The sequence below is a fragment of the Bradyrhizobium sp. Ai1a-2 genome, assembly GCF_000426245.1.
Lineage (GTDB): Bacteria > Pseudomonadota > Alphaproteobacteria > Rhizobiales > Xanthobacteraceae > Bradyrhizobium.
In genome coordinates this window covers 1-21,747 of record NZ_AUEZ01000044.1, presented here as the reverse complement: position 1 = coordinate 21,747, position 21,747 = coordinate 1, and the positions used below count along the sequence as shown (strand labels likewise).

The window sequence follows — 21,747 nt, the reverse complement described above, 5'->3', positions numbered from 1 at the left end:
CTTCTTCATCGCCGACGCGTTCGCTCGCGCGGCGCTCTTCGCCCTCTCAAGCGGGCGGGCGAGACGAGATGACGCAGGCACAACTCGCGCAGGGTCATGCGCCACTGCTCGCGGTTCGCGACGTCAGCGTCGTGTTCGGCGGCATCGTCGCGTTGAACGGCGTCTCGTTCGACATGCATCAGGGCCAGATCCTGGGGCTGATCGGGCCGAACGGCGCCGGCAAGACGACGCTCTTCAATTGCCTCTCCCGGCTCTATCAGCCGAGCTCCGGCGACATCCTGATGGAAGGCGTCAGCATCCTGAGCCGCCCGCCGCACAAGATCGCCGAGATCGGCATCGGCCGCACCTTCCAGAACGTCGCGCTGTTTCCCAATCTCTCGGTGATGGACAATGTGCGCGTCGGCACCCATGCGCGCACCTCCAGCGACATCATCAGCGACTCCCTCAAGCTCGCCTGGATCAGGCGCACCGAGGCTTCGGTCAACAAGAAGGTCCACGATATCCTGGCCTATCTCGATCTCGAGGATGTCGCCCACAGCATCGTTTCGGGCCTGCCCTTCGGCACCCAGAAGCGCGTCGAATTGGCCCGCGCACTTGCGGCCGATCCGAAGATCCTCCTGCTCGACGAGCCGGCCGGCGGCCTCAACCATGAAGAGGTCTATGTGCTCGGCGATCTCGTCCGCAAGATCCGCGACGAGCGCAGGATCACCGTGCTCCTGGTCGAGCACCACATGGGCATGGTGATGTCGACAGCCGACCACGTCGTCGCGCTCAATTTCGGCCGCAAGCTCGCCGAAGGGACGCCGGCCCAGGTCCAGGCCGATCCCGACGTCATCAAGGCCTATCTCGGGAGCAAGGACCAATGACGACGATGCTCAACGTCAAGGACCTGCGCGCCTATTACGGCCAGGTCCAGGCGCTTCACGGCCTCAGCTTCTCCCTGAACGAAGGTTCGCTCACTACGCTGCTCGGGGCCAACGGCGCCGGCAAGACCACGACGCTGCGGGCGATCTGCAACATGGTGCGCTCAACCGGCGTGATCGAGTTCCAGGGCAAGCCGATCGGCAGCCGTTCGACTGAAAATGTCGTCCGCCTCGGCATTGCCCATGTGCCGCAGGGCCGCGGCACCTTCACCAACATGACGGTGGAGGAGAATCTGCAGCTTGGCGCCATCACGCGCGGCGACAAGAAGAACATCGTCGCCGATATCGAGCGCATGTACGACCACTTCCCGGTGCTCAAGCAGCGCTATACCCAGCAGGCCGGGACGCTGTCGGGCGGCGAGCAGCAGATGCTCGCGGTCGCGCGTGCGCTGATGCTGCGGCCGCGGCTGATGCTCCTGGACGAGCCGTCGTTCGGCCTTGCGCCACTGGTGGTGCGCGACCTGTTCCGCATTTTCAGCAAGATCAACCGCGAGGACAAGGTCACCATCCTCGTGGTCGAGCAGAACGCGCAGCTCGCGCTTGAGCTTGCCGACCATGCCTATGTGATCGAAACCGGGCGCATCGTGATGTCCGGCAACGCCAAGGACGTCGCCAACAACGAAGACGTCCGTAAATCCTATCTGGGTTACTAACGGGAGCGAGGACCATGGAGCTTTTTGCCAACCAAGTCCTGGCCGGCATCGCCACGGGCGCGATCTACGCCTGCATGGCGCTCGCCGTCGTGATGATCTACCAGGCGATCGACCATCTCAATTTCGCCCAAGGCGAAATGGCGATGTTCTCCACCTTCATGTCCTGGCAGATGATGCAATGGGGCGTGCCCTATTGGTGGGCGTTCATCCTCACCGTCATCCTTTCCTTCGCCGGTGGCATCCTGATCGAGCGACTGCTGTTCAAGCCCTTGGCGAAGGCGCCGGTGCTCACCAACGTCGCCGGCTTCATCGCGCTGTTTGCGATCGTCAACTCGGTCGCCGGCCTGATCTGGGATTTCACCATCAAGCAATATCCGACGCCGTTCGGCTCCTCGCCCTTCCTCGGCAGCCAGCTTATCTCGACCCACCAGGCCGGCATGATCGGCGTCACCCTGCTGCTCCTGGCCGCCCTCTATTTCTTCTTCCAGTTCACCCGCATCGGCCTTGCGATGCGAGCGGCCGCCTCGCTGCCTGAATCGGCGCGGCTGGTCGGCATCAACACGAGCTGGATGATCGCGCTCGGCTGGGGCATGGCCTCGGCGATCGGCGCCATCGCAGGCATGCTGATCGCGCCGGTGGTGTTCCTGGAGCCGAACATGATGGGCGGCGTCCTGATCTACGGTTTCGCTTCCGCGGTGCTCGGCGGATTGAGCTCGCCGCTCGGTGCCGTGATCGGCGGCTTCCTGGTCGGCATCTTCGAGAACCTCGCCGGCACCTACATTCCCGGGGTCGGCAACGAGCTCAAGCTCCCGATCGCCCTTGCGCTGATCATCACCGTCTTGGTCGTCAAACCGGCTGGGCTGTTTGGCCGGCCCATCGTGAAGCGAGTCTGATCATGAGCGCGGCTGAAGAAGTTGTAACCGAAGCCCCGGCCGTCGAGGCGGTTCCGAAGCGTGCGATGACACTCGGCTACGGCACCTCGCTGGTGGTGCTGGCGGCCCTGATCCTGACGCCCCTGTTCGTCAAGAACTTCATCATCTTCCAGATGACGATGCTCCTGATCTACGGGCTCGCGGTGCTGGCGCTGAACATCCTGACCGGCGGCAGTGGGCAGTTCTCGCTCGGCCAGAGCGCGTTCTACGCCATCGGCGCCTACACCACGGCGATCCTGATGGAGCACTTCAACGTCAACTACGCGCTGACCCTGCCGGTCGCGGGCGTGATCTGCTTCGCGGCAGGCTTCCTGTTCGGCCAGCCGGCGCTGCGGCTTTCCGGCGTCTATCTCGCGCTGGCCACGTTTGCCCTGGCGACGGCAATGCCGCAGCTCCTGAAGCTCGGCTTCTTCGAGCACTGGACCGGCGGCGTGCAGGGCCTGGTGGTGACCAAGCCGGATGCGCCGTTCGGCCTGCCGCTGTCGCAGGACATGTGGCTCTACTACTTCACGCTGGCGATCACGATCGGGATCTACATCGCCTCGGTCAATCTGCTGCGCTCGCGCTCGGGCCGCGCCTTCATGGCGATCCGGGACAACGAGATCGCGGCCTCCGCCATGGGCGTCGACGTCTCGCTGTACAAGACGCTGGCCTTCGGCGTCAGCGCCGGCATCACCGGCGTCGCCGGCGGCTTAGGCGCCATCGCGGTGCAGTTCGTGGCGCCGGACGGCTACACCATCACGCTCGCGATCTCGCTGTTCCTCGGCATGGTGGTCGGCGGCGTCGGCTGGCTGCCGGGTTCGATCGTCGGTTCCGCCTTCATCATCTTCGTGCCGAATATTGCTGAAGGCATTTCCAAGGGTCTCTCCGGCGCCGTGTTCGGCGTGCTCCTGTTCCTCGTCATCTTCCTGGTGCCGCATGGCGCCCGGCAGGTCGCCCTCATTGCCCAGCAACTGGCGGCGAAACTCAAGAAGAACTGAAGAACCAAGAAGAGAGACTTTAGGAGAGACAATGCCCTTCAAACTACGGACCGCCGTGCTTTCGGCGGCGGTCATCGCTTTTGCTGCCACTTCCGGCAGCGCCTTCGCCCAGAAAAAATACGATACCGGCGCCTCCGACACCGAGATCAAGATCGGCAACATCATCCCCTATAGTGGACCTGCGTCCGCCTATGGCGCGATCGGCAAGACCGAGGAAGCCTATTTCCGGATGATCAACGATCAGGGCGGCATCAACGGCCGCAAGATCAATTTCATCACCTATGACGACGCCTATTCGCCGCCGAAGGCGGTCGAGCAGGTGCGCAAGCTGGTCGAGAGCGACGAAGTCCTTGTTGTCTTCAACCCGCTCGGCACGCCCTCGAACACCGCGATCCAGAAATACCTGAACTCCAAGAAGATCCCGCAATTGTTCGTGGCCACCGGCGCGACCAAGTGGAACGACCCGAAGAACTTCCCGTGGACCATGGGCTGGCAGCCGAGCTACCAGAGCGAAGCGCATATCTACGCGAAATGGCTGATGAAGGAGAAGCCGGACGCCAAGGTCGCGATCCTCTACCAGAACGACGATTTCGGTAAGGACTATCTCAAGGGCACCAAGGATGGCCTTGGCGCCAAGGCGTCCTCGATGATCACCCTGGAAGAGAGCTACGAGGTCTCCGAGCCGTCGATCGACGGGCACATCGTCAAGATCAAGGCCGCCAATCCGGACGTGCTGTTGATCTACGCCACGCCGAAATTCGCAGCGCAAACCATCAAGAAGACCGCCGAACTCGGCTGGAAGCCGCTGCAGATCGTCACCAACGTCTCGATCTCGGTCGGCAGCGTGATGCAGCCGGCAGGATTTGAGAACGGCCAGGGCGTGCTGTCGGCGGCCTACGCCAAGGACGGCTCAGACCCGCAATGGGCCAACGATCCCGGCATGAAAAAGTGGAACGAGTTCCTCGACAAATACATGCCGGGCGCCGACAAGACCGATAGCGCCCTGGTCTACGGCTACGGCGCTGCACAAACCCTGGCGAAAGTGTTGCAGACGTGCGGCGACGATCTGACCCGCGCCAACGTGATGAAGCAGGCCGCGAGCCTGAAGGATTTTGTGCCCGACACGTTGCTGCCGGGTGTCAAGATCAACACCTCTGTCACCGACTTCGCCCCGGTCAGCCAGCTTCAGATGATGCGGTTCAAGGGACAGAAGTGGGAACTGTTCGGCGAGATCATCAGCGGCGACATCCCCACCGACTAGAGCGTGATCTCCGCGCAAACGCTTCGCGTTTGTCGCGAGGGAAAACCGGTATCCACTTTTCCGGATCATGCTCTAAGGTTGCAGTGCAAGAGACGCATAACGAGCCTCGTGGCGCAAGCCGCGAGGCTTTTTGTTGACTGACGATGCGACAACCGCATTGAATGCCCTCCATGGGAGTTCCAAGAAACGCATCCACTCGAGGCTGAATGAAACGAATGACTGCCGTGCGCTTGCGATTGACTGCCCTTTCAGCCGTGCTCGCCCTGATCACCGCCACCACCGGCGATGCGCTTGCTCAGAAGAAGTACGATAGCGGCGCCAGCGACACCGAGATCAGAATAGGCAACATCATGCCCTATAGCGGACCGGCTTCCGGCTATGCCGTGATCGGCAAGACCCAGGCGGCTTATTTCAACAAGATCAACGCCGAGGGCGGCATCAACGGTCGCAAGATCAAATTCATCAGCTATGACGACGGCTACAACCCGTCGAAGACGGTGGAGCAGGCGCGCAAGCTCGTGGAGAGCGATGAAGTGCTCCTGATCTTCAACTCGCTCGGCACGGTCACCAACCTCGCGATCCGGAAATACATGAACGGCAAGGGAGTGCCGCAGGTCTTCGTCGCCTCCGGCGCCAGCAAGTGGGACCAGCCAAAAGAGTTTCCGTGGACCATGGGCTGGCAGCCGAGCTACCAGAGCGAGGCGCGCATCTATGCCAAGTACATCCTGAAGGAGAAGCCAAATGCCAAGGTCGGCGTGCTCTATCAGAACGACGATTTCGGCAAGGATTACCTGAGAGGCCTGAGGGACGGATTCGGCGAGAGGGCGGCGATGATCGTTGCCGAAGAAAGCTACGAGACGTCCGAGCCGTCGATGGAAGGCCACATCGCCAAGCTGAAGGCGGCGGGCGCCGACGTCTTCATCAACATCGCCATGCCGAAATTCGCGGCTCAGGCGATGAAGAATGTCGCGGAGCTCAACTGGAAGCCGCTGCAGATCGTATCCAACGTCTCCGCTTCCGTCGGCGGTGCCATGAAGCCCGCCGGCTTCGAGAATGTGCAGGGCGTCCTGTCGGCGGCCTATGCCAAGGATGGCGCCGACCCGCAATGGGACAACGATCCCGGCATGAAGCGGCTCTTTGCCTTCCTGGACAAATATTATCCGGAAGCCGATCGTCGCGACGACGCGGTGGTCTATGGCTACGGCGCGGCGCAAACGATGGTGAAGGTGCTGCAGATGTGCGGCGACGATCTCACCCGCGCCAACATCATGAAGCAGGCCGCGAGCCTGAAGGAGTTTGCGCCCGATACGCTGCTGCCCGGCATCACCATCAACACATCGCCGACCGACTTCGCGCCGATCAAGCAACTCCAGATGATGCGGTTTAAGAAAGACAAGTGGGAGTTGTTCGGCGGCATCATGAGCGGCGCCCTCGGTCATTGATGGTGTCGCGGCGGCATCCGCCGCTCGCAGCCCCCGCGCATCGCGGGGGCTTTTTGTTGCCGGGACCAGGTGAAAGGTATTCAATGCCGGCAGGAGCCGGAAAGTGCTCCCAATCCAAAAAACATGACACATCCACCATGATCCCAAGGAGATCCCAATGTCTGCCATCCATTTGCGGCTGGGGGCCCTTGCGGCCGCCGTCGCATTGCTGGCCGTGAGCAGCGGCCACGCGCTCGCCCAGAAGAGATATGACGTCGGCGCCACCGACACCGAGATCAAGATCGGCAACATCATGCCCTACAGCGGACCGGCTTCCGCCTATGGTGTGATCGGCAAGACGGAGGCGGCCTACTTCAACAAGATCAATGCCGAGGGCGGCATCAACGGCCGCAAGATCAACTTCATCTCCTATGACGACGCCTACTCTCCGCCGAAGACTGTGGAGCAGGCGCGCAAGCTGGTCGAGAGCGACGAGGTGCTCCTCATCTTCAATTCGCTGGGCACGCCGCCGAACACGGCGATCCAGAAATACATGAACCAGAAGAAGGTGCCGCAGCTCTTCGTCGCCACCGGCGCCACCAAGTGGAACGACCCGAAAGATTTCCCCTGGACCATGGGCTGGCAGCCTAACTACCAGAGCGAGTCGATCATCTACGCAAGGTACATCCTGAAGAACCATCCGAACGCCAGGATCGCGGTGCTCTACCAGAACGATGATTACGGCAAGGATTACCTGAAGGGCTTCAAGGACGGCCTCGGCAGCAAGGCGGCCTCGATGATCATGATCGAGGAAAGCTACGAAGTCTCCGAACCCTCCATCGACTCCCACATTGTGAAGCTCTGGTCGTCGGGTGCCGACGTCTTCTTCAACATCACTACGCCGAAATTTGCGGCGCAGGCGATCAAGAAGAACGCCGAGATCGGCTGGAAGCCGCTGCACTTCCTCAACAACGTCTCGTCCTCCGTAGGCAGCGTGCTCAAGCCGGCCGGCCTTGAGAATGCGCAGGACATCATCTCGTCGAACTACCTGAAGGATCCGACCGATCCGCAGTGGAAGAACGATCCCGGCATGATCGCCTGGAACGAATTCCTCGATAAATACTATCCCGAGGCCAACCGCTCCGACGCCGCGGTCATGTACGGCTACACGGTGGCGCAGGGCATGGTGCATGTGCTGAAGGCCTGCGGCGACAACCTGACCCACGAGAACATCATGAAGCAGGCCGCCAGCATCCGCGACCTCGAGCTCGGCGGGCTGTTGCCCGGCATCAAGGTGAATACGTCGCCGACCGACTTCGCGCCGCTCGCACAACTGCAGCTCATGAGATTCAAGGGTGACACCTGGGAGCGCTTCGGCGACATCCTGAGCGGCGACGTCGGCGGCTGATCCTGATGTCATTTGGTTGAATCAGTCTATACGCGAGCTTGTTCACCTCTCCCGCTTGCGGGGGAGGTCGCTGCGCCCTTGCGCAGCGGGTGGGGGCTCTCTCCCCACGAAGAGTCCCATCGCGGAGACACCCTCACCCCAACCCCTCTCCCGCAGGCGGGAGAGGGCGCAGTGTTCGTCGCGGACGCAATTCGACCCGAGCTCATCGCGCCGCGGCGGCTTGCGAGTACATGACTACTAAAGATGCAGCCCCTGCGGCTTTGCCGCAGGGGCTTTTTGTTGAGGCAATGTCGGCAAGGTGGTAAGCACTACCGCTAACACCAAGAGCTTTCGGATCAAGAAAGCCATGACACAGCATCAATGTCATCCAAAAGGGAGAGAGACGGAATGTCCGTTATCAAAAAACTCGCGATTCTTTCGGCTGCGTTCGGCCTGCTTGCTTCGTCCGCCGGCGGTGCCTTGGCACAGAAGAAATACGATTCAGGCGCAACGGATACCGAGATCAAGATCGGCAATATCATGCCCTACAGCGGGCCGGCCTCCGCCTATGGCGTGATCGGTCGCACCGAGGCCGCCTACTTCAAGAAGATCAACGACGCCGGCGGCATCAATGGCCGCAAGATCAATTTCGTCTCCTACGACGACGCCTATTCTCCGCCGAAGACGGTGGAGCAGGCGCGCAAGCTGGTCGAAAGCGATGAGGTGCTGTTCATCTTCAATTCGCTCGGCACGCCGCCGAATACCGCGATCCAGAAATACATGAACTCGAAGAAGGTGCCGCAGCTGTTCGTCGCCACCGGGGCCACCAAGTGGAACGATCCGCAGAACTTCCCATGGACCATGGGCTGGCAGCCGAGCTACCAGAGCGAAACCCAGATCTACGCCAAATACATTCTGAAGAACTACCCGAACGCCAAGATCGCGGTGCTCTATCAGAACGACGACTACGGCAAGGACTATCTGAAAGGCCTGAAGGACGGGCTCGGCCCCAAGGCCTCCAGCATGATCGTTGCCGAGGAAAGCTACGAGACCTCCGAGCCGACCATCGATTCCCATATGGTCAAGCTCAAGTCGACCGGCGCCGACATCTTCATCAATATCACGACGCCGAAGTTTGCCGCGCAGGCGATCAAGAAGAACGCCGAGATCGGCTGGAAGCCGCTGCATTTCCTCAATAACGTCTCGGCTTCCGTGGGCAGCGTGCTCAAGCCCGCCGGCTTCGAGAACGCCCAGGACATCGTCTCCGCCGCCTACCTCAAGGACGCCTCCGACAAGCAGTGGGACAACGATCCCGGCATGAAGGAATTCTATGCCTTCATGGCTAAGGATTTTCCGGAAGGCGACAAGCTCGACGGCGGTACCGTGGTCGGCTACGGCGTGGCGCAGACGCTGGTTCAGGTGTTGAAGCAGTGTGGCGACAACCTGACGCGCGAGAACGTCATGAAGCAGGCGGCGAGCCTGAAGGATTTCCGTACCGAAGTCCTGCTGCCCGGCATCAAGATCAACACCGGATCAAATGACTTTGCTCCGATCAGCTCGCTTCAGCTCATGAAGTTCAAAGGCGATAAGTGGGAATTGTTCGGCGACGTCATCAGCGCTGACGTCGGCGGCTAGATTCTTCCAGCAGTTACCCGAAGTTAAGCACGCAAAGCCCCTGCGACAGGATCGCAGGGGCTTTTTGTTGCGAACATTCTTTTCCGCGCTATGAATGCAGTGCACCAGAACGGGGAGCTTCTGCTCCGAAGGAGTCCTATACCCATGTTGACCCGACGCCGCCTTGCGACCGCATTCCTCGGCCTTGCCGTAGCCGCTACGACTGCCTCTGCCGCGCTTGCGCAGAAGCAATATGACACCGGTGCGACGGACACCGAGATCAAGATCGGCAACATCGTGCCCTATAGCGGGCCGGCTTCCGCTTACGGTAGCGTCGGCAAGGCAATCGCTGCGGTGTTCAAGAAGGTCAACGACGAGGGCGGCATCAACGGCCGCAAGATCAACTTCATCTCCTATGACGATGCCTATAGCCCGCCGAAGACGGTGGAGCAGGCACGCAAGCTGGTGGAAAGCGACGAGGTTCTGCTGCTGGTCGGCACGCTGGGCACCGCGCCCAACACCGCGATCCAGAAATATCTCAACAGCAAGAAGGTGCCGCAGCTCTTCGTCGCCACCGGCGCGACCAAGTGGAACGAGCCGAAGACCTTCCCCTGGACCATGGGCTGGCTGCCGAGCTACCAGAGCGAAGCGCGCATCTACGCGAAATACCTGAGCAAGGAGAAGCCTGGCGCGAAAGTGGCCGTGCTCTATCAGAACGACGATATGGGCAAAGATTATCTGAAGGGCCTGAAGGACGGGTTCGGCGCAGACGCCTCGCGGATCGTCGCGGAGGAGAGCTACGAGGTCTCGGAGCCGACTGTCGATTCGCACGTTGTGAAGATGAAATCGGTCAATCCCGACGTTCTGGTGCTTTACACCACGCCGAAGTTCGGCGCGCAGGCGATCAAGAAGCTCGGCGAGATGAACTGGAAGCCGGTCACGATCATCTCCAACGTCAGCGCCTCGACCGCGGCCGTGATGAAGCCGGCGGGGGTTGAGAACTCGCAGGGCGTGATTTCGGCGGCTTATGCCAAGGACGTCAGCGATCCCCAGTGGGCCAGCGATCCCGGCATCAAGGCGTTCGACGATCTGCTCGCGAAATATCTTCCCGAGATGAACCGCATCGACTCTTCTGCGATGACCGGTTACAACCTTGCGACTACCATGGTAGAGGTGCTCCGTCGCTGCGGCGACAACCTGACCCGGGAGAATGTCATGAAGCAGGCGCAAAGCCTGAAGCAATTCGCGCAGGGCGGACTGTTACCGGGCGTGACGCTGACCACGAGCGCGACTGATTACATGCCGATCGAGCAGTTGCAATTGATGCAGTTCAAGGGTGAACGCTGGCAGCTGTTCGGCGAAGTCATCAGCGGCGAGATCTCTGGTAACTGATGACAGACCGACGCCCTCTCCTGCGCGCGATTTTCGATGCGGCGGTAGCTGCCGCCCATCCTGATGTCGTGTTGGCACCGCATTTGCGTCCGGTGCCGAAGGGGAGGGTGATTGTGCTTGCCGCGGGCAAGGGCGCCGCCGCCATGGCGGCGGCAGCCGAGCGGCACTATCTCGACGCGCTGGAACTCGATCCGGCGCTCTTGACGGGGATCGCGACCACCCGCCACGGCCATGGCGTGCCGACCCGCCGGATCACGGTGGTCGAGGCTGGCCATCCGGTACCAGACGAGGCCGGGCTGAAGGCCGCCGACGATACGCTGCGCCTTGCGGCGACGGCGACCGCTGATGATCTTTTGCTGGTGTTGCTGTCCGGCGGCGGCTCCGCCAACTGGATCGCGCCGGTCGACGGCGTCAGCTTTGCGCAGAAGCAGCAGGTGAACCGCGCGCTGCTCCGTTCGGGCGCGCCGATCGGCGAAATGAATGTCGTGCGGAAACACCTGTCGCGGATCAAGGGCGGCCGCCTGGCACGGGCAGGCAAGCTGGCCGAGATCGTGACGCTCGCGATTTCCGACGTGCCGCATGACGATCCTTCCGCGATCGCGTCCGGCCCCACGGTGCCCGATCCGACCACGCTTGCGGATGCACGTGCCATCGTTGCCAAATACAACCTTGCCGTCGACGACGCCGTTCGCCGTGCGCTCGACGATCTCGGCAATGAAAGCTGCAAACCGGGCGATCCCGCTTTTGCGCGCGCGACGTTCGAATTGATCGCGAAGCCGAAGGCCTCGATCGAGGCCGCGGTCAAGGTCGCGCGCGAGGCGGGCTATGCGACCATCGAACTCGGCGCCGATCTCGAAGGCGAAGCGCGCGACGTTGCCGCCGCGCATGCGCAGCTCGCGCTGGCGGCCCGCAGCGAGGGCAGGCGCGTCGCCATCCTGTCCGGCGGCGAACTCACTGTCACCGTGCGCGGCAATGGCCGCGGCGGCCCCAATCAGGAATACGCGCTCGCGCTCGCCGACCTGCTCAAGGGCATGACCGATATCTCGGCGCTGGCAGCAGACACGGACGGCGCCGACGGCGGCGCCGGCAGCGCCAGCGACCCAGCCGGCGCCGTCATCGATCACAGCACGTTCGCCAAGATGAAATCGCAGGGCCTCGATCCCAGGGCCTATCTCCAGAACAACGACGCCAGCGGCTTCTTCGAAAAGACTGGTGATCTGCTCCTGACCGGCCCGACGCTGACCAACGTCAACGACGTCCGCGTCATTTTGGTGGACTGACGCTCGCAGCCGTCATTCTCGCCGTAAGTCCGTCGTCGTCCCGGCCTTGAGCCGGGACGACATCGTAGGATGGGTAGAGCGAAGCGAAACCCATCATTCGGGCAGGTTGTCGCGAAGCTGATGTTTCGCTTCGCTCTTCCCATCCTACGTAGCTCCACCCTCAAAACTCGCGCGCGATCTTCGCCAGCATCTCGAGCAGCGCCGCGTGGCTCTCGGGTCCCAGCAATTCGATCAGCCGCGCCTCATGCTTGTTGGCGACCAGCTTCTTGGCGCGCGCCAGCACCGCGCGGCCCTTGTCGGTCAACACGAGAATGTGGGAGCGACGGTCGCTTGCGGAGCGCATGCGCGCGCAGAGTTCGCGGCTCTCCAGGGCGTCGAGCATCGCCACGAAATTCGGCCGCAGGATGCCGAGCGTATTGGCGATCTCGGTCTGATTGCGGCCGGGATTCTGGTCAAGCAGCAGCAGCACCGAGAATTGTGCCGGCGTGAGTTGCAAGGGCGCGACGCAGCGCAGAAAATCCTCGAACACCCTGAGCTGCGCGCGTTTCAGCGAATAGCCGAGCAGCCCCGACAGTTCCCCAAGCTGCAGCAGGCCATCGTCGCTCGAAGCGTCAAGATCCTGCCCGGCCACGGGGCGGGATACCTTGGCGGCATCGGCGGCGGTCTTGGAAACGGTCATCGCTCGAGGCTCGCAATCCCGATAGAAAGGTGTGGCCGAAGGTCGGCCTCTTGAGATTATACTCGATAATTGTTATCCGATATATCAAACGTCGGCAGCTTTCAACAGCCGACACCGGACGATCGAACGCTGCGAAGCGTCGACCGGCCCGCCGCGTGAGGGGGGAGCGCTCGGCTTTGAACACGACGATCATGCTGTTCCTGCTGCAGGACGGCATCACCAACGGCGCCATCTACGCCTTGCTGGGGCTGGCTCTGGTCCTGGTGTTCGCGGTCACGCGCGTGATCCTGATCCCGCAGGGCGAGTTCGTCACCTATGGCGCGCTGAGCTATGCGATGCTTGCGACCGGCCAGGTGCCGGGCACCGCGAAGCTCGCGGTCGCGATGGGCCTGGTGGCGTTCGGCCTCGACCTGTTCTTTGCGCGGAAGTCGCTGCATGCGCGCCTGGTCGCGCGCGCTGTCGCCGTCGACATCGTCTTTCCGCTGGCCGTCTGCCTGCTGACCTATGCGCTGGCGGGGCCGAAGACGCCGATCGCCGTCAACATCGCGCTTGCGCTTCTGATCGTGGCGGCGATCGGGCTGTTCCTCTACCGCATCGCGTTCCAGCCGATCGCGCACACGTCGGTGCTGGTGCTGTTGATCGCCTCCGTCGGCTGCCACCTCGCGCTGCAGGGCCTTGGCCTCGTTTTTTTCGGCGCCGAGGGCCTGCGCGGACCGGCGCTCTCCAACGTCGCGCTGGCGGCGGGCTCGCTCCGCTTCACCGGCCAGAGCCTCGCGGTCTACGGCCTCACCGTCGCCTTCATCATCGCGCTCTGGCTGTTCTTCGGCTACTCGCTGACCGGCAAGGCGCTGCGCGCCACCGCCGTCAATCGCCTCGGGGCCCGACTTGTCGGCATCCGCACCACATTGTCCGGCCAGATCGCGTTCCTGCTGGCGTCGCTGATCGGCGCGATCTCGGGGATCCTGATCGTGCCGATCACGACGCTCTATTACGACACCGGCTTCCTGATCGGCCTGAAAGGTTTCATCGCGGCGATCATCGGCGGTCTGGTCAGCTATCCCTTGACGGCCGTCGCTGCCATTCTCGTCGGCGTCGTCGAGGCGTTCTCCTCGTTCTATGCCAGCAACTTCAAGGAAGTCATCGTCTTCACGCTGATCCTGCCCGTCCTGGTGCTGCGTTCGCTCGCGGCTCCTGCGGTGGAAGAAGAGAAGGATTGAGCGGTGATGACGCAGCGATTGCCTCTCATCATCTTCGCTCTCGTGATGGCGCTGATCCCGCTGGTGCCGGGCATCCCGCCATTCTGGATCGTGCTGCTCGACAATATCGGTCTCGCCGCATTGGTGGCGATGGGATTGGTGCTGCTCACCGGCGTCGGCGGGCTCACCTCGTTCGGGCAGGCGGCGTTCTGCGGTTTCGGCGCCTACACGACGGCAGTGCTGACGACTGCTTATGGCGTCTCGCCCTGGCTGACGCTGCCGCTCTCGCTCCTGGTCAGCGGCATCGCCGCGGTGCTGCTCGGCATCGTCACGGTGCGACTGTCCGGTCACTATCTGCCGCTCGGCACCATCGCCTGGGGCATCGCGCTGTTTTATCTCTTCAGCAAGCTCGAATTCCTCGGGCGCAATGACGGTATCTCCGGTATCCCGCCGCTTGCGATCGGCTCCTTCAAGATGCTGAGCCCCGGCGCGATCTACTATGCGATCTGGATCGCGGTCTTGATATCGGCGGTGCTGACGTTGAACCTCCTGGACTCGCGCACCGGCCGCGCCATCCGCGCGCTGCGGCGCGGTCATATCGCGGCCGAAGCCTTCGGCGTGCAGACGCCGCGCGCCAAGCTTCTGGTGTTCATCTACGCCGCGGTGCTGGCGGGCCTCTCCGGCTGGCTCTATGCGCATTTCCAGCGTGCGGCGAACCCCACCCCGTTCGGTCCGCAGGCCGGCATCGAATATCTCTTCATCGCCGTCGTCGGCGGCGCCGGCTATGTCTGGGGCGCGGTGCTTGGCGCCGGCATCGTCGTGATCTTGAAGGAAGTGCTGCAGAGTTATTTGCCTTACATCTTCGGCGGCCAGAGCCAGCTCGAGACCATCGTATTCGGCATCCTCCTGGTGATGCTGCTGCAGCTCGCGCCATCCGGCGTCTGGCCATGGCTGATGGCGCGGCTGCCGCTCAAGGCGGCCCGCAAGACGCCGGACACCTCGTTGACGCTGCCTGCCCGCGAGCGTGCACCGACGACGTCTGCAGTGCTCCTGCAGCTCGACAAGGCGCGCAAGCAATTCGGCGGCGTCACCGCGGTCAACGACGTCAGCTTCGACGTCAAGGCCCGCGAGATCGTGGCGCTGATCGGTCCCAACGGCGCCGGCAAGAGCACGACCTTCAACCTGATCACGGGCGTCTTGACTGCAACAAGCGGCGCCATCTCCGTGCTTGGCAGGAAGGTCGAGAACGCGCCGCCGCAGGAAGTGGTGAAGCTCGGCGTTGCCCGCACCTTTCAGCACGTCAAGCTGGTGCCAGACATGACCGTGCTGGAGAATGTCGCGATCGGCGCTCATCTGCGCGGGGCCTCTGGCGCTGTCGCCAGCATGTTCCGGCTCGACCGCGCGGATGAAGCAAGGCTGCTCGCGGAAGCCGCGCGGCAGATCGAGCGCGTCGGGCTCACCGACCAGATCGACCAGCTCGCAGGCTCGCTCTCGCTCGGCCAGCAGCGCATCGTCGAGATCGCCCGCGCACTCTGCGTCGACCCGATGCTGCTTCTGCTCGACGAGCCCGCCGCGGGGCTGCGGCATATGGAGAAGCAGCGGCTTGCGGCGCTGCTCCGGCAACTCCGCGACGGCGGCATGTCGGTGCTCCTGGTCGAACACGACATGGGTTTTGTGATGGACCTCGCCGACCGCATCGTCGTGCTCGATTTCGGCACCAAGATCGCGGAAGGTACGCCGGAGGCGATCAAGAAGAATCCCGAGGTCATCAAGGCCTATCTCGGAGCGGCGGCATGAGCGCATTGTTGTCGGTCTCCGACGTGCATATCGCCTATGGCAAGGTCGAAGCCGTACGCGGCGTCTCGCTCGAAGTTGGCGAGAACGAGATCGTCACCATCATCGGCGCCAACGGGGCCGGCAAGACCACGCTGCTCAACGCCGTCATGGGCATCCTGCCGCTCAAGGGCCGCACGATGTTCGCAGGCAAGGACATGGCCACGCTCGACATCGAGGACCGCGTCGCGGCGGGCCTGAGCCTCGTGCCCGAGCACCGCGAATTGTTTGCGACCATGAATGTCGAGGACAATCTGCAGCTCGGCGCATTCCGGATCGCCAAGGCGACTGCGGCACGGTCGTTCGAGCGCGTCTACAGCCTGTTTCCGCGGCTGCAGGAGCGGCGCAAACAGCTCGCCGGCACGCTGTCCGGCGGCGAGCAGCAGATGCTGGCGATGGGGCGCGCGCTGATGGGGGCGCCGAAGCTCCTGATGCTGGACGAGCCGAGCCTCGGACTTGCGCCGATCATCGTCGCCGACATCTTCCGCACCATCGGCGAGCTTCGCGCCGCCGGCGTATCGGTGCTGCTGGTGGAGCAGAACGCCCAGGCCGCGCTGCAGATCGCCGACCGCGCCTATGTGATGGAGCTCGGCGAATTCGTGCTCAGCGGAGCGGCCAGGGACATCGCGAGGAACCAGCGCGTCGCCGCGAGCTATCTCGGCTTCCAGCATGAAGGCGAGAGCGCGGTTTGATCCGCGCTCCCGCCACGCATCGTCACATCGCCGGGACGTATTTGCCGTCCTTCACCGTCAGCAGGATCCGCGAGCGATCGTCGAGGCCGTAGCGATCCTTTTCAGTCCAGTTATAGACGCCTTGCGTGGCGACAATTTCCTTCTCGCTCATCAGCGCCTGGCGGATGCCTTCGCGGAACTCCGGCGTGCCGGGCTTGCCGGCCTTCAGCGCGACTGGGATCACGCGCTTCAGCACTTCGAAGGCGTCGTAGGAGTGGCCGGCGAACTGGCTGCGGCTGTTGGCGCCATATTTGGCTTCGTAGGCGGTGTTGAGCGTGAGCCCCGGCTTCTTGGTCAGTGCGCTGTCCGGCTGGCTCTCCGGCGACATCACTGGGCCCGACGCCATGATGACGCCCTCCGCCGCGGCGCCGGCGATGCGGATGAAATCCATGCTGGCAGCGCCATGGGTCTGGTAGATCAAGCCCTTGTAGCCGCGCTCGCGCAATGCGCTCTGCGGCAGGGCCGCCGCGGTGCCGGAGGCACCGACCAGGATCGCGTCGGGATTGGCGGCGACGAGCTTCAACACCTGGCCCGCGACCGAAGTGTCGGGCCGGGCAAAGCGCTCTTCGTCGATCATCTGCAGGCCCATCGGCACCGCCTGCGCCTTGAAGTCGTTGACCCAGAGATCGCCGTAGGAATCGGAATAGCCGATATAGCCGACGGTCTTGATGCCATGCGCCTTCATGTGCTCGTACAGCACCTTGCCCATGATCGGGATCGACTGCGGCATGTCGACCGACCATTTCGCGCGCGCTTCGTTGATCGGAAATGGCGCCAGCCCGAAATGCGGGATGCTGGCCTCGTTGGCGACGGTGGAGACTGCGATCGAGGGTGGGGTGGTGGAGGAGCCCATGATGATGTCGGCCTTCGATTCCGTGACGAAGCGCCGCGCGTTGGTGGTGGCGGCGGTCGGGTCGCCGCCGTCATCGAGCACGATCACCTTGAGCGGTACGCCGCCGATCTCCTTCGGCACGAAATCGAGCGAATTGCGTTCGGGAATGCCGAGCGCTGCCGCAGGCCCCGTGGTCGAGATCGAGATGCCGATGACGATCTCGTTACTCTGCGCGGATGCCGACGAGCCCGGCAGCGCCAGCGCCGCAGCCAGCGCAGCCGCGGCGAGATAAGCTTTCTTCATTCAGTCCTCCCTTGGAATTATTCTTGTCGGTGTAAGCAACTAACGAGGCCAATCCAGCCCCTTCTTTAGGTCAATGGGACAGCGCACTCAAATCAGCCTTTCATGAAACGGTCGATGATCTCCTGCGGAAACGGCGCCGACTTCAATTTTGAGGGATCGTTCGGATCGCGGCCGACGAGGACGCGGGTCTCGAAAGCTTCGATCGCCAGCGCCTCGCCCTTGAACACCTTGTGTGTCACTTCGAAGCTCGAGCGCTTGATGCTTTCCACCCGGGTTTCAATCGTAATCCAGTCGCCATGCGTCGACGGGATGTAGAATTTCGCCCGCGTGTCGACCATGGGAATGCCGACCAGTCCGTAGTTGTTGATGATGTCCTGTTTCGAGAAGCAGGCCGCTTCGAACATGATGGAGGTCGAATCGTCGAACATAGCGAAATAGCGCGGGTAATAGACGATGTTGGCGGGGTCGCAGTCGCCCCACTGGATTTGCACATCGCGCCGGTGCACGAACATTACAAAGCCTCAGCGCGGCGCCATGCGAAGCGCGGCATCGAGCCGCACCACCTCGCCGTTGAGGTAGGGATTGTCGATCATGTGCAGCGCCAGCGAGGCGAACTCGTTAGCGTCGCCGAGCCGGTGCGGGAACGGGATCGAGGCGGCCAGCGAGTCTTGCGCCTCCTGCGGCAAACCCGCGAGCAGCGGCGTCAGGAACAGGCCGGGTGCGATCGCCAGTACACGAATGCCGAACTGCGCGAGCTCGCGCGCGATCGGCAATGTCATGCCGACGATGCCGCCCTTGGAAGCCGAATAGGCGGCCTGGCCGATCTGGCCGTCATAGGCGGCAATCGACGCGGTCGAGATCACCACGCCGCGCTCGCCAGTCGACAGCGGCTCGAGCTTCACCATCGCCGCAGTCGCAAGCCGCAGCATGTTGAAGGAGCCGAGCAGGTTGACCTTGATCACCTTGTCGAAATCGCCGAGCGGCATCGGGCCATCGCGTCCGATTACGCGCTTCGCCACGCCGATGCCAGCGCAGTTGACCAGGATGCGCGCCGGGCCGTGCGCCTTGGCGGCATCGGCGACGGCGGCTTCGGCGGAGGCCGCGTCCGACACGTCGCAGATCACGGCGACGCCGCCGATCTCGGCCGCAACGCTCTCGGCCAGCTTTGCGTTGAGGTCGCATACAGCGACCTTGGCGCCCTGCGCGGCGAGCCGGCGCGCGGTCGCGGCGCCCAGTCCCGATGCGCCGCCGGTGACGATGGCGGCCTGATCCTTCAACTGCATGGTCCTCTCCTTTATAGAACTCAGCTCAATGTGATGACGTGTGCCGGCGGAACGTCGGCATAAAGCGCCTCGATCAGCGCTGCGCGATGCTCCAGCACAGCGCGCTGGTTGATCGAGCCCTTGTCGGTGACCTCGCCGCGATCGATCGAGAGTGGCGCATCGAGCAGGATCGCGCGGGTGATCCGGGTCGACGATCCGGTGGCGCTCGTGAGGAAGCGGGCGAAGCGCTCCCGGAAAGCGGCGCGGACCAGCGGATCGGCCGCGGCGGCCGCGATGTCGTTGGTCGACAGCACCGGGTTGATGATACGGCACCCGTCGAGATCCAGGATCACGATCGCGGCAATTTCATCGCGGTTGATGCCGGCGATGACGACGTCGCGCACCAGCGGTGCGCAGGCAGCGATAAAGCGCGCGCGGAGCGGGCCGACACTGACCCAGGTGCCACTGGCGAGCTTGAAATCCTCGGCGATGCGGCCATCGAAATCGAAGCCGGCATCGAAATCATCCGCTTTGACCGGCTTCAGCGCATCGCCGAACTTGTAGAAGCCTTCTTCGTCGAAGGCCGCGGCGGTCAATTCGGGCTGGCGCCAATAGCCAGGGGTGACGTTCGGTCCCCTGGCGCGCACTTCCAGCTTGCCGTTGTTCGGCAGCAGCTTGGCTTCGTTGCCTGATACGGGAAGGCCGACATGGCCGGAGCGGCTGGTGTCGGGCCGTACCGACATGAAGAACGGCGCAGTCTCGGTGGCGCCGAGCCCGGTCAGCATCGGCACGCGAAAGCCGGTCTCGCGCACCGCAAGCTCGTCGAGGCTGTTCCAGACATAGGGCGACAGCGCCGCGCCGGAGAAGAACATCGCGTGCAGGCGGCCGAAGAATTTCGCGCGCAGGCCGGCATCGTCGCGCAGATAGGGCAGCAGCGATTCATAGCCCTTGGGTACGTTGAAATAGACCGTCGGCGAAATCTCGCGAAGGTTACTCACGGTGGCCTCGATGCCGCCGGGCATCGGCTTGCCTTCGTCGAGATACATCGAGCCGCCGTTGAACAGCGTCAGCCCGATATTGTGGTTGCCACCAAAGGTGTGATTCCAGGGCAGCCAGTCGACAATCACCGGTGGCTCGTCCTTGAGGAACGCCAGCGTCTCGCGCAGCATCACCTGGTTGGCGCAGAGCATGCGCTGGGTGTTGATCACGGCCTTCGGATTGCCGGTCGAGCCGGAGGTTAATAGGAATTTCGCGATCGTATCCGGTGCAACCGCTTCGTGCGTGGCGTCGAGAAGCGGATGCTCGGGCGTTGCCAGCAGGTCGGAAAGTCTCGTCACGACGCGGCCGGGAAGGTCGCCGCGCGTGGCGACGATCTCGATCTCTGGCGCAACGTTCGCAGACAGGGCGTCGGCGAACTTGTCGGCGTCGTCGGCAAAGACCAGGCCGGGCGTCAGGAGCTTCATCACAAAGCCGAGCTTGCCGAAATCGCGCGATATCAGCGAATAGGCCGGCGAGACCGGGCAGAACGGCACGCCGGCATACAGCGCGCCGAACGCGAGCAGCGCGTGATCAATCGAATTGCCGGAGAGGATCACGAGCGGCTTTTCCGCCGACAGGCCGCGGGCGATCAGTGCGGAGGCGATGTGCCTGGCAGCATCGAGCAGCCCAGCGTAGGTGAGCTCGCGCCACGCGCCGCCGGCCGCTCGCTCGGCCATGAACACGCGGTGGGGGGCGACCTCGGCCCAATGATGCAGCCGATCGGTGATGCGCTGCGGATAGTCGAGGAGCTTGCTGCGTGGGCGAAGATAGATCGTGCCATCGTCGCGCCGTTCGATAGTGACTTCGGGATTGCCGAACGATATCGCGCGCAGCGGACGCGGGGTGGCATCTTTGACTGGCGCTGACATGTCGGGTCTGGCGCTCATCTCAGGTCGGCTTCACTTTCGCGGTCTTGTGCTCAAGGAATTCGCGGATTCGACGTTTCGCTTCCTTGTCGCTCTGCGCCACCGTCGCCATCAGTGATTCCATCAACAGCCCGGTCTGCGGATTGGCTTCGGCGATCATCGGCAGCGCCTGCAGCACGGCAAAATTGGTCAGCGGCGCATTCCCTGCGATGCGCTCGGCGAGCTCGACCGCTTTCGGCAGCGCGCCGCCCGCGTCGGTCAGGTATTGTGCGAAGCCATAGGCCGCGCCTTCGGTCGCGGAATAGACTCTGCCCGTCAGCATCATGTCGATCATGCGGGGTACGCCGATCAGGCGCGGCAGCCGCACCGAGCCACCGCCGCCGACGAAGATGCCGCGCTGTCCCTCGGGCAGCGCGAAATAGGCCGAAGGCTCGGCGACACGGATATGCGCGGCGCAGGCAAGCTCCAGCCCGCCGCCGATCACGGCGCCCTTCAGCGCGACGATCACGGGCACGCGGCTGTACTGGATGCGGTCGAACACCCGGTGCCACATCTGCGAATGCTGCAGGCCTTCGGTCGCGTCACGCTCGGAGAGTTCGGAGAGATCGAGGCCGGAGGAGAAATGGTCGCCGATGCCGTGGATGACGATGGCGCCGACGCCATCGGGGATGTCGGAAAAGCAATCCTGGATCGCCAGCATGATGCCGTCGTTCAGCGCATTGCGCTTGGCCGGCCGGTTGAGACCCACGGTCAGGACCGCGCCGTTGTGTTCGATTGTCAGCAGCGCCGCGCGATCCTCGGTCGCGGCGGAGGCGGCGTTTCCCATGGTCTTATTGTTTCCTTCCCAGAATAGTTATATCTTATAACGATCGCGGGCGGAGTCAATACGATGCCGCGTTATGGTCCCGTAGGATGGGTAGAGCGCAGCGAAACCCATCGCGATGGAGCAGGCTGCGCGAATGATGGGTTTCGCTTCGCTCTACCCATCCTACGTCTGATTCAAACAGCGGGTATGAGTCTGTATTCTCGCGGCGTGGATTGCCCGAGCTTTGCGTCTCGTTTCACCCTCTCATTGAACAGAGGGCGCAGGGAAAGCCGGGTGCTGGTTGCACCCGTGGGTCCCGTGCAACAAAAAGCACGGGGGTAGGACCACAGGTTCAACCG

The 21,747-nt window shown here is 63.0% G+C and carries 19 protein-coding genes; 13 read left to right on the top strand and 6 right to left on the bottom strand.

Going from position 1 to position 21,747, the window contains the following annotated elements; translation table 11 throughout:
- The first annotated feature begins 68 nt into the window (after positions 1-68).
- The 10 genes from K288_RS0125340 (at position 69) to K288_RS0125295 (ending at position 11,843) form a co-directional block, all read left to right on the top strand.
- On the top strand, positions 69-866 hold the full coding sequence (locus K288_RS0125340; RefSeq protein ID WP_027582085.1) for an ABC transporter ATP-binding protein: 798 nt from the start codon (positions 69-71) through the stop codon (positions 864-866).
- Positions 863-1,576 carry an ABC transporter ATP-binding protein gene (locus K288_RS0125335; protein ID WP_027582084.1) on the top strand — a complete coding sequence of 238 codons (714 nt, stop codon included), beginning with the start codon at positions 863-865 and terminating at the stop codon, positions 1,574-1,576. Before K288_RS0125340 ends, K288_RS0125335 begins: the two co-directional genes overlap by 4 nt.
- A 14-nt stretch (positions 1,577-1,590) precedes the next feature.
- On the top strand, positions 1,591-2,469 hold the full coding sequence (locus K288_RS0125330) for a branched-chain amino acid ABC transporter permease (protein WP_027582083.1): 879 nt from the start codon (positions 1,591-1,593) through the stop codon (positions 2,467-2,469).
- Between the two features lie 2 nt (positions 2,470-2,471).
- Entirely contained in the window at positions 2,472-3,488 is a 1,017-nt protein-coding gene (locus K288_RS0125325; RefSeq protein WP_027582082.1) for a branched-chain amino acid ABC transporter permease, read from the top strand.
- Between the two features lie 31 nt (positions 3,489-3,519).
- Complete coding sequence (locus K288_RS0125320) at positions 3,520-4,749, top strand: ABC transporter substrate-binding protein (protein WP_027582081.1); 1,230 nt, start codon at positions 3,520-3,522, stop codon at positions 4,747-4,749.
- 215 nt (positions 4,750-4,964) lie between these two features.
- On the top strand, positions 4,965-6,191 hold the full coding sequence (locus tag K288_RS0125315) for an ABC transporter substrate-binding protein (RefSeq protein ID WP_027582080.1): 1,227 nt from the start codon (positions 4,965-4,967) through the stop codon (positions 6,189-6,191).
- A 157-nt stretch (positions 6,192-6,348) separates the two neighbouring features.
- On the top strand, positions 6,349-7,578 hold the full coding sequence (locus K288_RS0125310; protein WP_027582079.1) for an ABC transporter substrate-binding protein: 1,230 nt from the start codon (positions 6,349-6,351) through the stop codon (positions 7,576-7,578).
- 387 nt (positions 7,579-7,965) lie between these two features.
- Positions 7,966-9,192 (top strand): ABC transporter substrate-binding protein, encoded by a 1,227-nt coding sequence (locus K288_RS0125305; RefSeq protein WP_027582078.1) that lies wholly within the window; start codon positions 7,966-7,968, stop codon positions 9,190-9,192.
- A gap of 144 nt (positions 9,193-9,336) precedes the next feature.
- Positions 9,337-10,563 carry an ABC transporter substrate-binding protein gene (locus tag K288_RS0125300; protein ID WP_027582077.1) on the top strand — a complete coding sequence of 409 codons (1,227 nt, stop codon included), beginning with the start codon at positions 9,337-9,339 and terminating at the stop codon, positions 10,561-10,563.
- Positions 10,563-11,843 (top strand): glycerate kinase, encoded by a 1,281-nt coding sequence (locus K288_RS0125295; protein ID WP_027582076.1) that lies wholly within the window; start codon positions 10,563-10,565, stop codon positions 11,841-11,843. The genes K288_RS0125300 and K288_RS0125295 overlap by 1 nt, the downstream gene beginning before the upstream one ends.
- A 160-nt stretch (positions 11,844-12,003) precedes the next feature.
- Here K288_RS0125295 and K288_RS0125290 read toward each other — a convergent pair whose 3' ends face one another.
- A complete protein-coding gene (locus K288_RS0125290; RefSeq protein ID WP_027582075.1) occupies positions 12,004-12,522 on the bottom strand; it encodes a MarR family transcriptional regulator in 519 nt (172 codons plus the stop codon).
- Positions 12,523-12,698: 176 nt separating this feature from the next.
- Between K288_RS0125290 and K288_RS0125285 the strand changes: the two genes are divergently transcribed.
- The 3 genes from K288_RS0125285 to K288_RS0125275 are packed head-to-tail and all read left to right on the top strand — an operon-like array spanning position 12,699 to position 16,243.
- On the top strand, positions 12,699-13,739 hold the full coding sequence (locus K288_RS0125285; protein WP_027582074.1) for a branched-chain amino acid ABC transporter permease: 1,041 nt from the start codon (positions 12,699-12,701) through the stop codon (positions 13,737-13,739).
- Positions 13,740-13,745: 6 nt separating this feature from the next.
- Positions 13,746-15,515: a branched-chain amino acid ABC transporter ATP-binding protein/permease gene (locus K288_RS0125280; RefSeq protein WP_051334716.1), complete on the top strand. Its 1,770-nt coding sequence runs from the start codon at positions 13,746-13,748 to the stop codon at positions 15,513-15,515.
- A complete protein-coding gene (locus K288_RS0125275; RefSeq protein ID WP_027582072.1) occupies positions 15,512-16,243 on the top strand; it encodes an ABC transporter ATP-binding protein in 732 nt (243 codons plus the stop codon). The genes K288_RS0125280 and K288_RS0125275 overlap by 4 nt, the downstream gene beginning before the upstream one ends.
- Positions 16,244-16,265: 22 nt before the next feature.
- Here the strand turns inward: K288_RS0125275 and K288_RS0125270 are convergent, their stop codons facing one another.
- From K288_RS0125270 to K288_RS0125250, 5 genes are all read right to left on the bottom strand, one after another.
- The gene (locus K288_RS0125270; RefSeq protein WP_027582071.1) at positions 16,266-17,417 is read right to left on the bottom strand and encodes an ABC transporter substrate-binding protein; all 1,152 of its coding nucleotides are present in this window, start codon (positions 17,415-17,417) and stop codon (positions 16,266-16,268) included.
- Between the two features lie 92 nt (positions 17,418-17,509).
- Complete coding sequence (locus tag K288_RS0125265; RefSeq protein WP_027582070.1) at positions 17,510-17,929, bottom strand: thioesterase family protein; 420 nt, start codon at positions 17,927-17,929, stop codon at positions 17,510-17,512.
- A 9-nt stretch (positions 17,930-17,938) separates the two neighbouring features.
- On the bottom strand, positions 17,939-18,700 hold the full coding sequence (locus K288_RS0125260) for an SDR family NAD(P)-dependent oxidoreductase (protein WP_027582069.1): 762 nt from the start codon (positions 18,698-18,700) through the stop codon (positions 17,939-17,941).
- Positions 18,701-18,720: 20 nt separating this feature from the next.
- A complete protein-coding gene (locus tag K288_RS0125255; protein WP_027582068.1) occupies positions 18,721-20,604 on the bottom strand; it encodes a feruloyl-CoA synthase in 1,884 nt (627 codons plus the stop codon).
- A gap of 1 nt (position 20,605) precedes the next feature.
- The gene (locus K288_RS0125250) at positions 20,606-21,409 is read right to left on the bottom strand and encodes a crotonase/enoyl-CoA hydratase family protein (protein WP_027582067.1); all 804 of its coding nucleotides are present in this window, start codon (positions 21,407-21,409) and stop codon (positions 20,606-20,608) included.
- Positions 21,410-21,747 lie beyond the last annotated feature (338 nt).

Bases quoted from the DNA above. Each gene is read 5' to 3' on its own strand.
- K288_RS0125290 (WP_027582075.1), bottom strand. From the start codon at position 12,522: ATGACCGTTTCCAAGACCGCCGCCGATGCCGCCAAGGTATCCCGCCCC.
- K288_RS0125280 (WP_051334716.1), top strand. From the start codon at position 13,746: ATGACGCAGCGATTGCCTCTCATCATCTTCGCTCTCGTGATGGCGCTG.
- K288_RS0125255 (WP_027582068.1), bottom strand. From the start codon at position 20,604: ATGAGCGCCAGACCCGACATGTCAGCGCCAGTCAAAGATGCCACCCCG.
- K288_RS0125295 (WP_027582076.1), top strand. From the start codon at position 10,563: ATGACAGACCGACGCCCTCTCCTGCGCGCGATTTTCGATGCGGCGGTA.
- K288_RS0125340 (WP_027582085.1), top strand. From the start codon at position 69: ATGACGCAGGCACAACTCGCGCAGGGTCATGCGCCACTGCTCGCGGTT.
- K288_RS0125250 (WP_027582067.1), bottom strand. From the start codon at position 21,409: ATGGGAAACGCCGCCTCCGCCGCGACCGAGGATCGCGCGGCGCTGCTG.
- K288_RS0125335 (WP_027582084.1), top strand. From the start codon at position 863: ATGACGACGATGCTCAACGTCAAGGACCTGCGCGCCTATTACGGCCAG.
- K288_RS0125275 (WP_027582072.1), top strand. From the start codon at position 15,512: ATGAGCGCATTGTTGTCGGTCTCCGACGTGCATATCGCCTATGGCAAG.
- K288_RS0125305 (WP_027582078.1), top strand. From the start codon at position 7,966: ATGTCCGTTATCAAAAAACTCGCGATTCTTTCGGCTGCGTTCGGCCTG.
- K288_RS0125270 (WP_027582071.1), bottom strand. From the start codon at position 17,417: ATGAAGAAAGCTTATCTCGCCGCGGCTGCGCTGGCTGCGGCGCTGGCG.
- K288_RS0125320 (WP_027582081.1), top strand. From the start codon at position 3,520: ATGCCCTTCAAACTACGGACCGCCGTGCTTTCGGCGGCGGTCATCGCT.
- K288_RS0125330 (WP_027582083.1), top strand. From the start codon at position 1,591: ATGGAGCTTTTTGCCAACCAAGTCCTGGCCGGCATCGCCACGGGCGCG.
- K288_RS0125265 (WP_027582070.1), bottom strand. From the start codon at position 17,929: ATGTTCGTGCACCGGCGCGATGTGCAAATCCAGTGGGGCGACTGCGAC.
- K288_RS0125315 (WP_027582080.1), top strand. From the start codon at position 4,965: ATGACTGCCGTGCGCTTGCGATTGACTGCCCTTTCAGCCGTGCTCGCC.
- K288_RS0125325 (WP_027582082.1), top strand. From the start codon at position 2,472: ATGAGCGCGGCTGAAGAAGTTGTAACCGAAGCCCCGGCCGTCGAGGCG.
- K288_RS0125310 (WP_027582079.1), top strand. From the start codon at position 6,349: ATGTCTGCCATCCATTTGCGGCTGGGGGCCCTTGCGGCCGCCGTCGCA.
- K288_RS0125260 (WP_027582069.1), bottom strand. From the start codon at position 18,700: ATGCAGTTGAAGGATCAGGCCGCCATCGTCACCGGCGGCGCATCGGGA.
- K288_RS0125300 (WP_027582077.1), top strand. From the start codon at position 9,337: ATGTTGACCCGACGCCGCCTTGCGACCGCATTCCTCGGCCTTGCCGTA.